The sequence below is a fragment of the Streptomyces cathayae genome (assembly GCF_029760955.1).
Lineage (GTDB): Bacteria > Actinomycetota > Actinomycetes > Streptomycetales > Streptomycetaceae > Streptomyces > Streptomyces cathayae.
The window spans coordinates 1666079-1679848 of the sequence record NZ_CP121682.1; the positions used below are offsets into that span (position 1 = coordinate 1666079).

13 protein-coding genes are annotated in these 13770 nt (G+C 72.4%); 9 read left to right on the forward strand and 4 right to left on the reverse strand.

Annotated elements, in window-relative coordinates; genetic code table 11:
- The 4 genes from PYS65_RS07480 to PYS65_RS07495 all read right to left on the reverse strand — a co-directional run bounded on the left by PYS65_RS07480 (position 1) and on the right by PYS65_RS07495 (position 5069).
- Positions 1-1092, reverse strand: coding sequence for an ABC transporter ATP-binding protein (locus PYS65_RS07480; protein WP_279333008.1), 1092 nt, complete (start codon positions 1090-1092; stop codon positions 1-3).
- Entirely contained in the window at positions 1089-2696 is a 1608-nt protein-coding gene (locus PYS65_RS07485) for an ABC transporter permease (RefSeq protein ID WP_279333009.1), read from the reverse strand. The genes PYS65_RS07480 and PYS65_RS07485 overlap by 4 nt, the downstream gene beginning before the upstream one ends.
- A gap of 5 nt (positions 2697-2701) precedes the next feature.
- On the reverse strand, positions 2702-3757 hold the full coding sequence (locus PYS65_RS07490) for an iron ABC transporter substrate-binding protein (RefSeq protein ID WP_279333010.1): 1056 nt from the start codon (positions 3755-3757) through the stop codon (positions 2702-2704).
- A gap of 148 nt (positions 3758-3905) precedes the next feature.
- Positions 3906-5069, reverse strand: coding sequence for a YihY/virulence factor BrkB family protein (locus tag PYS65_RS07495; RefSeq protein ID WP_279333011.1), 1164 nt, complete (start codon positions 5067-5069; stop codon positions 3906-3908).
- 90 nt (positions 5070-5159) lie between these two features.
- Between PYS65_RS07495 and PYS65_RS07500 the strand changes: the two genes are divergently transcribed.
- The 9 genes from PYS65_RS07500 (at position 5160) to cysD (ending at position 13769) form a co-directional block, all read left to right on the forward strand.
- A complete protein-coding gene (locus tag PYS65_RS07500; protein ID WP_279333012.1) occupies positions 5160-6797 on the forward strand; it encodes an acyl-CoA dehydrogenase family protein in 1638 nt (545 codons plus the stop codon).
- Positions 6798-7145: 348 nt separating this feature from the next.
- Positions 7146-8471 (forward strand): hypothetical protein, encoded by a 1326-nt coding sequence (locus tag PYS65_RS07505; RefSeq protein WP_279333013.1) that lies wholly within the window; start codon positions 7146-7148, stop codon positions 8469-8471.
- 122 nt (positions 8472-8593) lie between these two features.
- Positions 8594-9166 (forward strand): GNAT family N-acetyltransferase, encoded by a 573-nt coding sequence (locus PYS65_RS07510; RefSeq protein ID WP_279333014.1) that lies wholly within the window; start codon positions 8594-8596, stop codon positions 9164-9166.
- Between the two features lie 237 nt (positions 9167-9403).
- Entirely contained in the window at positions 9404-9487 is an 84-nt protein-coding gene (locus PYS65_RS34920; protein WP_341483713.1) for a putative leader peptide, read from the forward strand.
- A gap of 152 nt (positions 9488-9639) precedes the next feature.
- The gene (locus PYS65_RS07515) at positions 9640-11337 is read left to right on the forward strand and encodes a nitrite/sulfite reductase (RefSeq protein WP_279333015.1); all 1698 of its coding nucleotides are present in this window, start codon (positions 9640-9642) and stop codon (positions 11335-11337) included.
- Positions 11334-11513: a hypothetical protein gene (locus tag PYS65_RS07520; protein ID WP_279333016.1), complete on the forward strand. Its 180-nt coding sequence runs from the start codon at positions 11334-11336 to the stop codon at positions 11511-11513. The genes PYS65_RS07515 and PYS65_RS07520 overlap by 4 nt, the downstream gene beginning before the upstream one ends.
- Positions 11510-12220, forward strand: a complete 711-nt coding sequence (locus PYS65_RS07525; protein ID WP_279333017.1) for a phosphoadenylyl-sulfate reductase — start codon at positions 11510-11512, stop codon at positions 12218-12220. The genes PYS65_RS07520 and PYS65_RS07525 overlap by 4 nt, the downstream gene beginning before the upstream one ends.
- A gap of 62 nt (positions 12221-12282) precedes the next feature.
- A complete protein-coding gene (cysC, locus tag PYS65_RS07530; protein WP_279333018.1) occupies positions 12283-12819 on the forward strand; it encodes an adenylyl-sulfate kinase in 537 nt (178 codons plus the stop codon).
- Positions 12816-13769 (forward strand): sulfate adenylyltransferase subunit CysD, encoded by a 954-nt coding sequence (cysD, locus tag PYS65_RS07535; protein WP_279333020.1) that lies wholly within the window; start codon positions 12816-12818, stop codon positions 13767-13769. The genes cysC and cysD overlap by 4 nt, the downstream gene beginning before the upstream one ends.
- The last annotated feature ends 1 nt before the right edge of the window (position 13770 follow it).

Consider the following 13770-nt stretch of genomic DNA (forward strand, 5'->3'; position numbering starts at 1 on the left):
TCAGGCGGTGACCACGGGACCGTGGTCGCCCACCACGCGCTCGTCGCCGTCCCGCCGGGGGAGGTGGAGGGTCGCCGTGCCGGTGACGGCCGGGCTCACCGCATCGCCGGGGCGGTGTGCGACCGGCCCGGGAACACGGACGTGCACCGGTGAGTCCAGTCCGGTCACCGCCACCGTCACCAGGGTGTCCGGTCCGTGGAAGGAGATGTCCGCCACCGTGCCGCGGGGGGCCTGGTCGGACGGTGCGCCGAGGGTGAGCTGTTCGGGGCGCAGCACGACCGTACCGGCACCGTCGTCCACCGGGGTCTCCAACGGGATGCGGCCCAGCGCGGTGTCCGCGGTCGTGCCCCTGCCGGTGCCCGGAAGCAGGACGACGCCGCCGACGAAGGCGGCCACCCAGGGGTCCTGCGGCCTGCGGTAGACGTCCTGCGGGGTTCCGCACTGGGCCACCCCGCCCGCTCTGACGACCGCCACGAGGTCCGCCGTGGAGAGTGCCTCCTGCTGGTCGTGGGTGATGAGGACGCCCGTCGCCCCGGTGGACCTGAGCGCCGCGCGCACATCGGCCCGTACGCCTGCGCGCAGTCCGCTGTCGAGCGCGTTGAACGGTTCGTCGAGCAGGACGATCGCGGGTTCCGGGGCGAGCGCCCGCGCCAGCGAGACGCGTTGCTGCTGGCCGCCGGAGAGTTCGTGGGGCATCCGGTCGCCGTGGCCGGGCAGGCCGACGAGGTCGAGCATGTCCCCGGTGCGCCGACGGCGTTCGGCCGGGGAGAGTCCCGCCAGCCCGAAGGCGACGTTGCGCGCCACGCTCAGGTGCGGGAACAGGGCGCCCTCCTGCGGCACGATGCCGATGCGCCGTCGTTCCGGGGGCAGGTGGGTGCCGGGTCCGGTGACGGTCCGCCCGCCGATCTCGACCGTCCCCGCGTCCGCCCGCAGAAAGCCGGCCACGATGCGCAGCATGGTCGTCTTGCCGCAGCCCGAGGGCCCGAGGACGGCGGCCAGCCGCCCCGCGGGGACGGAGAGGTCGATCCCGTTCAGAACGGGGGCGCCGGGCCCGTAGGACTTGGTGAGCCCGGTGATCCGCAGGTCGTTCATGCGCGGTGCCTTCCGAGGAGGTACGAGGGAACGGCGGCGATCAGGATGAGGACGGCCGCGTACGGAGCGGCGGCGGCGTACGAACCGGTTCCGGTCTCGGTCCACAGGCGGGTCGCGAGGGTGTCCATACCGGTGGGTCTGAGCAGCAGGGTCGCCGGGAGTTCCTTCATGCAGACCACGAAGGTCAGGGCGGCGCCCGCGGCGATACCGGGAGCGGCGAGCGGGACCGTGACCTCACGCAGGACGCCCAGCGGCCCCCGCCCGAGGGAACGGGCGACGTCCTCCAGCACGGGCGGTGCCTGGAGGACCGCTGCCCGGGTGGCGCCCACGGCGACCGGCAGGAACAGCACCGCGTAGGCGGCGACGAGCAGGGGCAGCTCCTGGTACAGCGGATAGGCGAACCGCACCGCGAGGAAGACCATCGCGAGGCCCACGGTGATCCCGGGCACGGCGTGGCCCGCGTACGCGGCCTGCTCCAGCAGATGTGCGGCGCGGCCCCGGTGGCGGGCGGCGAGCACGCCGACGGGAAGGGCCAGACACGTGGTGAGCGCGGCACCGAGGGCCGCCACGAGCAGCGTGATTCCCCCGGTCTCCAGCAGTCCCCGCGGATCCCAGGTGCGGGAGTTGCCGACCGCCAGCCAGTACCCGAGGGTCCCGGCCGGGAAGGCGACCCCGGCCGCGGCGACGGCCGAGCACCAGCCGAGCGCGGGCCACTTCAGTCGGCCGAGCGGGATCGGGGGCGTGGGCCTGGCCGTTCCGCCGCCGGTCCGGGCGTGGCCCGCACGGCCGCGGGTACGCGCCTCGGCGGCGACCAGCAGCACCGTCATCAGGACGAGCACCACGCTGAGGGCCGCTGCGGGCGTGCGGTCGAAACTCGCCTTGTACGACGTGTGGATGGCCCGGGTGAAGGTCTCGTACCGCATGATCGACACGGCCCCGAAGTCGGAGAGGACGTACAGCGCCACGAGCAGCCCGCCGCCGGCCGCGGCCGGGCGGAGCTGCGGCAGGGTGACCCGGCGGAACGTGCTCCAGGGCCCGTGCCCCAGGGCGCGCGACGCTTCCTCCTGGGCGGGGTCGATGCCGCGCAGCGCGGCGGCCACCGGCAGATACACGTACGGGTAGCTGACCAGGGTGAGCGCGAAGGCGGCACCGCTGAATCCGGCGAGATCGGGGCGCGCCGAGATCCAGGCGAAGGCCGCGACGTAGCTGGGCACGGCGAGCGGCAGCGTGGCGAGCACCGACCACGCGCGCCGGCCGGGCAGCGCGGTGCGGACGGTCAGCCAGGCGAGGGAGATGCCCAGGACGAGGCAGGCGGTCACCACCACGGCGGCCAGACCGACGCTCCGGGCGAGCAGTTCCAGCGTGCGGTCGGTCGCGACGACGTTCCACGCGTACGCGGGGCCCCGCTCGACGGCCCGTACGGCCAGGTAGACCAGCGGGAGCAGGGTCAGGGCCGCGGCTGCCGAAGCCAGGGCCAGCAGGAGGAGCGGCGGTCGGCGCCCGGCACGCCCGGGCCTGGACGGTGCGGGGGCGTCGTCCGGGCCCGGGGCGGAACGAGCGGGTGCCGACGGGGCCTGGTGGCCTCGGGTACCCGAACTCTTCATACCGATCAGACCATCCCGGCTTCCTGGAGCATCTCCAGCGTGACCTGGAGGGACTCCAGCCGGCTCAGGTCGATCTCCGGCGCGTCGATGGAGTCGAGCGGCGGAAGGTCGTCCCCGCCGGTGACTCCGGCGGCCAGCGGGTACTCGTGGGTCTCGTCGGCGAAGTAGGTCTGCGCCTCCTCGGCCAGGAAGAAGTCGACGGCCTTCCGCGCGGCGGTGCTCTGGTCGCTGCCCTTGAGGATCCCGACGCCCGCGACGTTGACGAGCGCGCCCGGGTCGCCCTTCGTCGGGAAGTGCAGTTTGGCCTTGAGCTTGTCCGCGCCCTCCTCGGCGGCCTTCTCGTACCAGTAGTAGTGGTTGATCAGACCGAGTTCGGCCTTGCCGTCGTCGACGGCGTCGAGGACGGCGCCGTTCTTCTCGTACACCTGGGGGTCGTTGGCCTGGAAGTCCTTCAGCCACTTGCGCGTGGCGTCGTCGCCCTCGAGGACCCGCATGCCGGTCACGAACGCCTGGAACGAGGCGTTGGTGGGCGCGTAGCCGACCTTCCCCTTCCATTCCGGTCCGGTCAGTTCGTGCACGCTGTCCGGTGCCTCGGCGACCTTGTCGCCGTGGTAGGCGATGACGCGGACCCGTCCCGACACACCGACCCAGTCGCCGTTCTCCGCGCGGAACGCCTTGTCGACGCGGTCGAGGGACTTCTGCGGCAGCGCCGCGAGACGGCCCTCCTTGCCCAGGGCGCCGAGTGCGCCGGCGTCCTGCGAGAAGAAGAGGTCCGCGTCGGTCCTGTCGCCCTCTTCGAGAAGCTGGGCGGCGAGTTCGGCACTGTCCCCGTAACGTACCTCGACCTTGGAGCCGGTGGTCTTCTCGAGCTTCTCGATGAGCGGCGCGACGAGGTCCTCGCTGCGGCCGGAGTAGACGACGAGCGTCCCTCCCCCGCTCTTCTCCCCGGCTTCGGTGCCGGAGCCTGCTCCCTTGCCGTCCGAGCCGCATGCGGTCGCCAGGGGGACGAGCAGGACGGAAGCGGCGAGAGCCCCGATCGTACGGAGGGAGGGACGTCTCATGTCAAAGCCTTTCCAGGGAAGAGTCAGAACAATCTAAGGTTTGCCTTACCTAAGAAACAACTCTGTCCCGTTCTCCGTGACCGAACCGGGACCTGGTGCGTCCCGGGGGAGCGGTGAGAGCGGATGCGTCGCCGTCGGGCGTTCGGCCTCACTTCTCGTCGTCCGGCGGGCCCGTCTGCTCCTCGCCGTTCCTCGGCTGGTGGCTGCTCTTCGCATGGGTGCGCAGGCGGGCCGTGACGTCCTCGGGAGGCAGGAAGCGGGACCAGCGTTCGGGGAACTCGGCGGGCATGTCCGGGTCGGCGTCGTCGTCGGTGGCGGCCTCGGCGGAGGTGCGGGCGACGTACTCGGCGACCTGCTCCTGCCGCAGCCGCTCGTTGGTCTCGCGGGCGGCGGCCGTCGCGGCGGCCGGCCAGACCCGGTCGATGGCGGCGTTGACCGCGGCCCCCACGAGCACGGCGAAGGCGGACACGCCGATCCACAGCAGGACGGCGACGGGGGCCGCGAGGGAGCCGTAGATGGTGGGGCCCTCGACGGTGTTGGTCAGGTAGATCCGCAGCAGGATGCTGCCGATCACCCACATGGCGAGGGCGACCAGCGCGCCGGGCACGTCCTCGATCCACGGGGACCGCACGGGCACGGAGACGTGGTAGAGCGTGGTCAGGAAGGCGACCGACAGCAGGATCACCACCGGCCAGTACAGGATCTGCACGAGCGTCGTCGACCAGGGGACGACCCGGACGACGGCGTCCGGGCCCGCCACCATCAGGGGCAGTGCGACCGAGCCGATCAGCAGGGCCGCGATGAACAGCAGGAAGGCCACCAGGCGGGTCTTGACGATGCCGCGCACCCCGTCGAGGCCGTACATCACGGTGATGGTGTCGATGAAGACGTTCACCGCGCGGGAGCCCGACCACACGGCGAACAGGAAGCCGATGGAGATGACGTCGGGTCTGCCGCCTTTCGTGACGTCGTGCAGGATCGGCTCGGCGATCTGCTTCACTCCCCGGTCGGACAGCACGGCGCGGGACGCCTCGAGGAGGTTGGTCTGCAGGCTCTGGATGGTGTCGGCGCCGGTCCAGGAGTCGACGTAGCCGAGCAGGCCGATCATGCTGAGCAGCAGCGGGGGCACCGACAGCAGGGTGAAGAAGGCCGCCTCGGCGGCCAGGCCCAGGATGCGGTACTCCATGCAGGAGTTGACGGTGTCCTTGAGCAGCAGCCAGACGGTCCTGCGTTTGGAGACGTTGCGGTACAGGGCGCGGGCCCTGTGAAGTCGACCGGAGGGCGCGTCGGGGGGTTCGCTTGCTGGCTGCACGAACCAAAGGTATCCGCCGTGCCCGGCGGTCCTCACCCGAAGGGTCACGAGGTGAGACGGGTGGCGGGGGCGGCGGGTAGGTTCGTCGCCATGGCAGGGAGCACCCACACCGTGACCAACCAGGCACCGCCGCTGACGCAGTACGACGTGTTCACCGCCGACCGGGCGCTGACGGAGGCGGTCGAGCGGCATCTGGACCCGGCGGTACTGGACGAGGGCCGGTCCGAACTGTCGGCGCTCGGCCGGACCTCCGGTTCCGCGCAGGTGCAGGAGTGGGGGGTGCTGGCCGACGCGAACCCGCCGCGGCTGCGCAGCCACGACCGGTACGGGCACCGGATCGACGAGGTCGACTTCCATCCGGCCTGGCACCGGCTGCTCGGCAAGGGGGTCTCGGCGGGGCTGACCGGCGCGTGGGGGCGGCCGGGCGGGCATGTGCGGCGGGCGGCGGCGTTCGTGGTGTGGACGCAGGTCGAGGCCGGCACCTGCTGCCCGCTGTCGATGACGCACGCGGCCGTGCCCGCCCTGCGCGCGGATCCGGCGCTGGCCGCCGAGTGGGAGCCGCGGCTGGCGTCGCCGGTGTACGACCGGGGCCTGCGGCCGGCCCACCAGAAGGCCGGTGTGCTCTTCGGGATGGGCATGACGGAGAAGCAGGGCGGCAGCGACGTCCGCGCCAACACGACGTCCGCGCGGCCGCTGGCCGAGGACGGCGCGTACGAGCTGACCGGGCACAAGTGGTTCTGCTCGGCGCCCATGTCGGACGCGTTCCTGGTGCTGGCGCAGGCACCCGGCGGACTCACGTGCTTCCTGGTGCCGCGGGTGCTCGCGGACGGCTCGCGCAACGTGTTCCTCCTCCAGCGGCTCAAGGACAAGCTGGGCAACCGGTCCAACGCGTCCGCCGAGGTCGAGTTCGCGGGGACCTGGGCGCGGCGGGTCGGGGACGAGGGGCGCGGGGTGCACACCATCATCGGGATGGTGGCGGCGACCCGGCTGGACTGCGTCCTGGGCTCGGCGGGGCTGATGCGGCAGGCCGTCGCGCAGGCGGTGCACCACTGCGCCCACCGGAAGGCGTTCGGCGAGAAGCTGGTCGACCAGCCGCTGATGCGCAACGTGCTGGCCGATCTCGCGCTGGAGTCGGAGGCGGCCACCGCGCTGGCACTGCGGCTGGCCGCGGCCTGTGACGACGGGGGCGAGCAGGAGCGGGCGCTGCTGCGGATCGCGGTGCCGGCGGCCAAGTACTGGGTGACCAAGCGGTGTGCGCCGCTCGTCGTGGAGGCGGCGGAGTGCCTGGGCGGCAACGGGTACGTGGAGGAGTCGGGGATGCCCCGGCTGGTGCGCGAGTCGCCGCTGAACTCGGTGTGGGAGGGCGCGGGCAACGTCCAGGCGCTGGACGTGCTGCGGGTACTGCGCCGGGAGCCGGGGGCGCTGGACGCGTATCTGCGGGAGGTCGGGCAGGCCCGCGGGGCCGATCACCGGCTGGACGGCGCGATCAGGGACCTGCTGACCGGGCTGGCCGATCTGGAGGGTGTCGAGGGGCGGGCGCGGCGGCTGGTGGAGCGGCTCGCGCTGGTGCTCCAGGGCTCGCTGCTGGTGCGGTACGCGCCGCCGCAGGTCGCCGACGCGTTCTGTGCGGCCCGGCTGGGCGGTGACGGGGGCGCGTCGTTCGGGACGCTGCCGCACACCCTCGATCTCGCGGCGGTCGTGGCGCGGGCCCGGCCGGAGCCGGCGTGACGCGGGGGTGGTGCCGCGCCGACACGGCACCACCCCCGCCGCACAGGCCCCGTGGAGCCGTGGACGCCGTTCGGGACGGCGTCGCTCGAGCTTCGGACAGTGCGGGGCTCTCCACCAGGGTTGCAGAGGGTTGCGACGTGCCGCCGCCCGTGTCGGTACCGAACGCCCTCGCCGGGGGGCGGCTCCGGGGCGTGTCCGGGCTGCCGAGGTCACGCGTTCCGCACATTTGCAGGGTCTTCCTCCCTCGGCGGGTCCCCCTGCCGTAGCATCCCTCTACGGGCCACCCCACCTGCTCCACGGTCAACGGTCGGACCACCGGACGCAGTTGGTTTGCCTCGGGAGGACGTTATGAAGCATCGCGGCAGACATCGTCGGCGCAGGCGGGGCAGGGCGCTGCGGGCGACGCTGGCCGGGACCGCGCTCGCGCTCACCGCGGCGGCCACCATGATCAGCACGTCGCAGGCCACCGATGCCGACGACCCCGGGGCGCTGAAACCGCTGACCGCGTCCGCCGAGACCGCGCCGCTGCGGCTGACCGAGGGCAGTGTGCCCCCGGAGTGGCTCGACCGGCTCTCCGCGGAGATGGGCCGGCCCGTCGGCGTCCGGGCCGTGCTCGACGACACCGACGGTTCCCTGCGGGACGCGGCGGCCTGTCCGGAGGACGACAGGCGGGCGCTGCCCGTCGAGCCGGCCGCCACGCGGGCGTACTGCTGGGACGGCGCCGACGTCGAGGGCTGGCGTTCCGGCGCCGTCACCACGTCCGGGGACGCCGACGACGACGGCCGCTGGGGGCAGAGCCGTGTGGTGCTCTCCGGCTGGAGCCAGGGCGGCGTCCTGGCGGACGGCACCCCGGCGGAGGGCCCCGCGGCCGCCGGCCCGGGCCAGGGTCTCGCGCGCGTCGCGTTCATCGACGCCGGCGACCCCGACGACCTCCGCTACACCTGGGCGCAGCTCGCCGTCCCGGTGGACGACGGCCGCGACTACCGGGGGCTGGTGTCCCCCGTGTCCGGCATGGTCTGGTACCAGGACAAGCTGCTGGTCACCGCCGGCCGGGGGGACGGCAGCACGCTGTACGTGTACGACGTGGACCGCGTCCAGCGGACCACCGTGGACGGCGCGACGGTCGGGCGGGTGCCCGGCGGCTGGTCGGCGGCCGGGGCGCGGTACGTGCTGCCGGCCGTCGCCTCGTACCGGACGGCCGATGTGAACGCCCCGCAGCCGGGCGGTATCTCGCTGGACCGCAGCACGGCGCCGGACAGCCTGGTCGCGCACGAGGCGGTGCCGAAGGAGCACGACGGGCCGACCCGGCTGTGGCGGTACGCGTTCGACGACGACCGTTCCCGCGCGGGACTGCTGGCCACGGACTCGGTGGGGCAGGCGGACGTGGTCGCGGCGTACGAGACGGAGCTGACGGATGTGCGCAGCGTGCTGTCGTACGGGTCGGGCTGGTACCTGGGCCGGATGACCGGGACGCCCCAGGAGCGCGGGACGCTGTGGCGGCAGGACGGGGAGGGGGCGCGGCCCACCCGGTGCGGGGCGGACGAGACGCACCGCTGCTGGAGCGGGCCGGCGGCGTCCCTCTCCTACTGGCAGGAGACCGGCGAGGTGTGGTCCCAGTCCGGCCGCATGCTCTTCGCCCTGCCCCTGGACTCCGTCGACCACTCCCTGGACTAGGGCCTCCCGTCCGGATCAGGCCGGACTGACGGGGCGGTCCGGCCCGGCCGCTCCTTCGGGCTCCTCCCCCTCGTCCCTCGGGCGTTCGACAGATGTACGTGCCAAATGGTTCCCTTTCCGGCATGACGACCATCACCGTGACCACCTGGTCCCTGGAGCAGACCGCGCCCGCCGACCTCCTGCCGGCCGCCGTGCCCGAGGGGGATGTGCGGATCGTCCGTTCCGAGGTGCCCTCCCCCGAGTTCAGCCGTTTCCTGTACGCCTCGGTCGGCGGTGACATCCGCTGGACCGACCGGCTGGGGTGGACGTACGCGCAGTGGCTGGAGCACCTGGACCGGCCCGGCGTGGAGACCTGGGTGGCCTACGACCGGGGAACGCCCGCGGGGTACGTGGAGTTGGAGGCGCAGGACGACGGGGTCGTGGAGATCGTCTACTTCGGGCTGATCTCCGCCTTCCGGGGCCGGCGCATCGGCGGGCACCTGCTGTCGTACGGTGTCGCGCGGGCCTGGGACCTGGCGGAGCGCCGACCCGGCCTGAAGCCGACCAGGCGGGTCTGGCTGCACACGTGCAGCAAGGACGGCGAGTACGCCATGGACAACTACCGGCGCCGGGGCTTCAGGCTGTTCGACACCAAGGTCGAGGAAGAGCCCGAGGTCGCCACACCGGGCCCGTGGCCGGGGGCCCACCCCGCCTGAGCAGCACACCCACCCCACCTGAGCAGCACGCTCACCCCGCCTGAGCAGCACGTTCGCCCCACCTGACGGCGCGCCCGCCCCACCCGGGCAGCGCCGTCCGCCCCTTTTGGCACGCATGGACGAGATCGCCCGGGTCTCCCGGCGCCAAGAACACATGCGTCTCTCATTCCGAGACAAGCACGTCCGCATCATGGATGAAGCTGGACTGTGTCCAGATCTCCGTGCCACGCTTCCGTCATGCCTGGAACGGGAATCGCCTTGGTGAGTCGGCGTCATGTCGACCTCGGCCGTATGTCCAGCGCCATCTGTCCGGCGTGCTGAGAGCACGTTCAGCAGTACCCGACAGCCTTTCTCCACTCCGTTCCACGTCGCTTCTCCTCGACTGAACTCCCGCGTGATGACGCGCACTTGCGCCTGTATCGTCATGCGCAGGTCAGAGCCGTCTCCCGCCTGTCCCGAAGGACGTATCAGCCATGGCCGCCAGCCCGCAGGATCCTGCCGCCGCGACCCCCCGCCGCAAGGTGAGCCGTCACCGCGGAGAGGGGCAGTGGGCCGCGGGGCACTTCACTCCGCTCAACAGCAACGAGCAGCTCAAGAAGGACGACGACGGTCTCAACGTACGGACACGTATTGAGACGATCTACTCCAAGCGGGGCTTCGACTCGATCGACCCCGGCGATCTGCGGGGACGTTTCCGCTGGTGGGGTCTGTACACCCAGCGCCGCCCCGGGATCGACGGCGGCCGCACCGGTCTGCTGGAGCCGGAGGAGCTCGAGGACAAGTACTTCATGATGCGGGTCCGCATCACCGGCGGCCGGCTCACCACCGAGCAACTGCGGGCGATCGGCGAGGTGTCGGAGACCTACGCCCGCGGCACCGCCGACATCACCGACCGGCAGAACATCCAGTTCCACTGGATCCGCGTCGAGGACGTGCCCGCGATCTGGGAGCGCCTCGAAGCGGTCGGCCTGTCCACCACCGAGGCCTGCGGCGACACCCCGCGCGGCATGCTCGGCTCCCCCGTCGCCGGCGTCGCCGAGGACGAGATCATCGACGGCACCGCGGCGCTGGACGAGATCGCCCGCCGCTACATCGGCGACCCGCGCTTCTCCAACCTGCCGCGCAAGTACAAGACGGCCGTCTCCGGCTCCCCGCTGCTGGACGTCGCCCACGAGATCAACGACATCTCCTTCGTCGGCGTGGTCCACCCCGAGCACGGTCCGGGCTTCGACCTGTGGGTCGGCGGCGGCCTGTCGACCAACCCCAAGTTCGGTGTGCGGCTGGGCGCCTGGGTCCCCGAGGCGGAGGTGCCCGAGGTGTGGGAGGGCGTCACCTCCATCTTCCGCGACCACGGCTACCGGCGGCTGCGCAACAGGGCGCGGCTGAAGTTCCTGGTCGCCGACTGGGGCGCGGAGAAGTTCCGCCAGGTGCTGGAGGACGACTACCTGGGCCGCAGGCTGATCGACGGTCCGGCGCCCGAGATGCCCGCACAGCAGTGGCGCGACCACATCGGGGTGCACCGGCAGAAGGACGGCCGGTTCTACGTCGGCTTCGCGCCGCGGGTGGGCCGGATGGACGGCTCGCTGCTCACCAAGGTGGCCGAACTGGCCGAGGGGCACGGCTCGCGGCGGGTGTCCACCACCGTCGAGCAGAAGATGATCGTCCTCGACGTGCCGCAGGACCGGGTGGACTCCCTGGTCGACGCGCTGGAGGCGCTGGACCTGCGGGTCAGCCCGTCGCCGTTCCGGCGCGGCACGATGGCCTGCACCGGCATCGAGTTCTGCAAGCTCGCCATCGTGGAGACCAAGGAGCGCGGCAGCGAGCTCATCGACGAACTGGAGCGCCGGCTGCCCGACTTCGACGAGCCGGTCACCATCAACATCAACGGCTGCCCGAACGCCTGCGCCCGCATCCAGACCGCGGACATCGGTCTCAAGGGGCAGTTGGTCACCGACGCCGAGGGCCGGCAGGTCGGCGGCTACCAGGTGAACCTGGGCGGCGCCCTCGGCCTGGACCCCGCGTTCGGCCGCAAGGTGCGCGGCCTGAAGGTCACCTCGGACGAACTGCCGGACTACATCGAGCGGGTGCTGAAGCGCTTCCAGGCGGAGCGCGAGGAAGGCGAGCGGTTCGCCACCTGGGCCGCGCGCGCCGATGCGGAGGCTCTGTCGTGAGCGAGCGGGCCGCGCCCTTCTACTGCCCCTACTGTGGTGACGAGGACCTGCGCCCCGGCGAGGAGGGACCGGGGGCCTGGGAGTGCGGAGCGTGCAACCGGGGCTTCCGGCTGAAGTTCCTCGGGCTGCTCGCCCGCGGAGTCGAGCGACCCGACACGGGAGGGGACCGGATATGACGGCGGTTCAGGAAGAGCGCTCCACCGACGACTTGAGGGAGCTGGCCGAGCAGGCGGGCCGCGAACTGGAGGACGCCTCCGCGCTGGAGATCCTGACGTGGGCCGCCGAGACCTTCGGTCCGCGGTTCTGCGTGACCTCCTCGATGGAGGACGCGGTGGTCGCCCATCTCGCCTCCCGCGCCCTGCCCGGCGTCGACGTGGTGTTCCTCGACACCGGCTACCACTTCGAGGAGACCATCGGCACCCGGGACGCGGTCCAGGCCGTGATGGACGTCAACGTCATCACGCTCACCCCGCGGCAGACGGTCGCGGAGCAGGACGCCGAGTACGGGCCGGAGCTGCACGACCGCGACCCCGACCTGTGCTGCGCGCTGCGCAAGGTGCGGCCGCTGGAGGAGGGCCTGCGGGACTACCTGTCCTGGGCGACCGGGCTGCGCCGCGACGAGTCCCCGTCCCGGGCCGGCACCCCGGTCGTCGGCTGGGACGAGAAGCGGCAGAAGGTCAAGGTCTCCCCCATCGCCCGCTGGACCCAGGACGACGTGGACGCCTACGTCGCCGAGCACGGCGTGCTCACCAACCCGCTGCTGACGGACGGTTACGCCTCGGTGGGCTGCGCCCCCTGCACCCGCCGTGTGCGGGAGGGCGAGGACGCCCGCGCCGGACGCTGGGCGGGCCGCGCCAAGACCGAGTGCGGACTGCACGGCTGACCATGACCGCGCCCTCAGCGCCTCCGACATCCTCCACGACCCCCACGAACCAGGAGACCGCCGTGACGACCGGAGCCACCGTCTGGCTCACTGGTCTGCCGAGCGCAGGCAAAACCACCATCGCCCACGAACTGGCCGGCCGGCTGCGCGCGGAGGGCCGGCGCGTCGAACTGCTCGACGGCGACGAGATCCGCGAGTTCCTCTCCGCGGGCCTCGGCTTCAGCCGCGAGGACCGGCACACCAACGTGCAGCGCATCGGCTTCGTCGCCGAACTGCTCGCCCGCAACGGCGTCACCGCGCTGGTCCCGGTGATCGCGCCCTACGCGGACAGCCGGGAGGCGGTACGGGGGCGGCACGAGACGAACGGCACGTCGTACCTCGAGGTGCACGTGGCGACCCCGGTCGAGGTGTGCTCCGCACGCGACGTGAAGGGGCTGTACGCCCGGCAGGCCGCGGGTGAGCTCACCGGCCTGACCGGGGTGGACGACCCGTACGAGGCTCCTGTCTCACCCGATCTGCGCATCGAGTCGCAGCACCAGACCGTCCAGGAATCCGCCGCGGCGGTGCACGCCCTGCTGAGCGAAAGGGGACTGGCATGACAACCGTGGCCACGGTCGGGACGGGCGGCGAGGGCGCCGGCGGTGCGGCCGAGCCGTACACCCTCTCCCACCTCGACGCCCTCGAGTCGGAGGCGGTGCACATCTTCCGCGAGGTCGCGGGCGAGTTCGAGAACCCGGTGATCCTCTTCTCCGGCGGCAAGGACTCCATCCTGATGCTGCACCTGGCGCTGAAGGCCTTCGCCCCGGCGCCCGTCCCCTTCTCGCTGCTGCACGTCGACACCGGGCACAACTTCCCCGAGGTCCTCGACTACCGCGACCGCACGGTCGCACGGCACGGGCTGCGGCTGCACGTCGCCTCCGTGCAGGACTACATCGACCGCGGAGTACTGCGCGAACGCGCCGACGGCACCCGCAACCCGCTCCAGACGCTGCCGCTCACCGAGAAGATCGCCGCCGAGAAGTTCGACGCCGTCTTCGGCGGCGGCCGCCGCGACGAGGAGAAGGCCCGCGCCAAGGAACGGGTGTTCTCCCTGCGCGACGAGTTCTCCCAGTGGGACCCCCGCCGCCAGCGGCCCGAACTGTGGAACCTCTACAACGGCCGGCACGCCCCCGGGGAGCACGTCCGGGTGTTCCCGCTGTCCAACTGGACCGAGCTGGACGTGTGGCAGTACATCGCCCGCGAGGGGATCGAACTCCCGCAGATCTACTACGCCCACCGGCGCGAGGTGTTCCGGCGGGGCGGCATGTGGCTGACCGCCGGCGACTGGGGCGGTCCGAAGGACGGCGAGCGCGTCGAGAAGCGGCTGGTGCGCTACCGGACGGTGGGCGACATGTCCTGCACCGGCGCGGTCGACTCCGGGGCCGACTCCATCGAGAAGGTGATCACCGAGATCGCCGCCTCCCGGCTGACCGAGCGCGGGGCCACCCGCGCCGACGACAAGCTCTCCGAGGCAGCGATGGAAGACCGCAAGCGCGAGGGGTACTTCTGAA

Coding starts and splice junctions, on each gene's coding strand:
- PYS65_RS34920 (WP_341483713.1), top strand. CDS start 9,404: ATGCCTGGAACGGGAATCGCCTTGGTGAGTCGGCGTCATGTCGACCTC.
- PYS65_RS07525 (WP_279333017.1), top strand. CDS start 11,510: ATGACGGCGGTTCAGGAAGAGCGCTCCACCGACGACTTGAGGGAGCTG.
- PYS65_RS07505 (WP_279333013.1), top strand. CDS start 7,146: ATGAAGCATCGCGGCAGACATCGTCGGCGCAGGCGGGGCAGGGCGCTG.
- PYS65_RS07480 (WP_279333008.1), bottom strand. CDS start 1,092: ATGAACGACCTGCGGATCACCGGGCTCACCAAGTCCTACGGGCCCGGC.
- PYS65_RS07490 (WP_279333010.1), bottom strand. CDS start 3,757: ATGAGACGTCCCTCCCTCCGTACGATCGGGGCTCTCGCCGCTTCCGTC.
- PYS65_RS07515 (WP_279333015.1), top strand. CDS start 9,640: ATGGCCGCCAGCCCGCAGGATCCTGCCGCCGCGACCCCCCGCCGCAAG.
- PYS65_RS07485 (WP_279333009.1), bottom strand. CDS start 2,696: ATGAAGAGTTCGGGTACCCGAGGCCACCAGGCCCCGTCGGCACCCGCT.
- PYS65_RS07510 (WP_279333014.1), top strand. CDS start 8,594: ATGACGACCATCACCGTGACCACCTGGTCCCTGGAGCAGACCGCGCCC.
- PYS65_RS07500 (WP_279333012.1), top strand. CDS start 5,160: ATGGCAGGGAGCACCCACACCGTGACCAACCAGGCACCGCCGCTGACG.
- cysD (WP_279333020.1), top strand. CDS start 12,816: ATGACAACCGTGGCCACGGTCGGGACGGGCGGCGAGGGCGCCGGCGGT.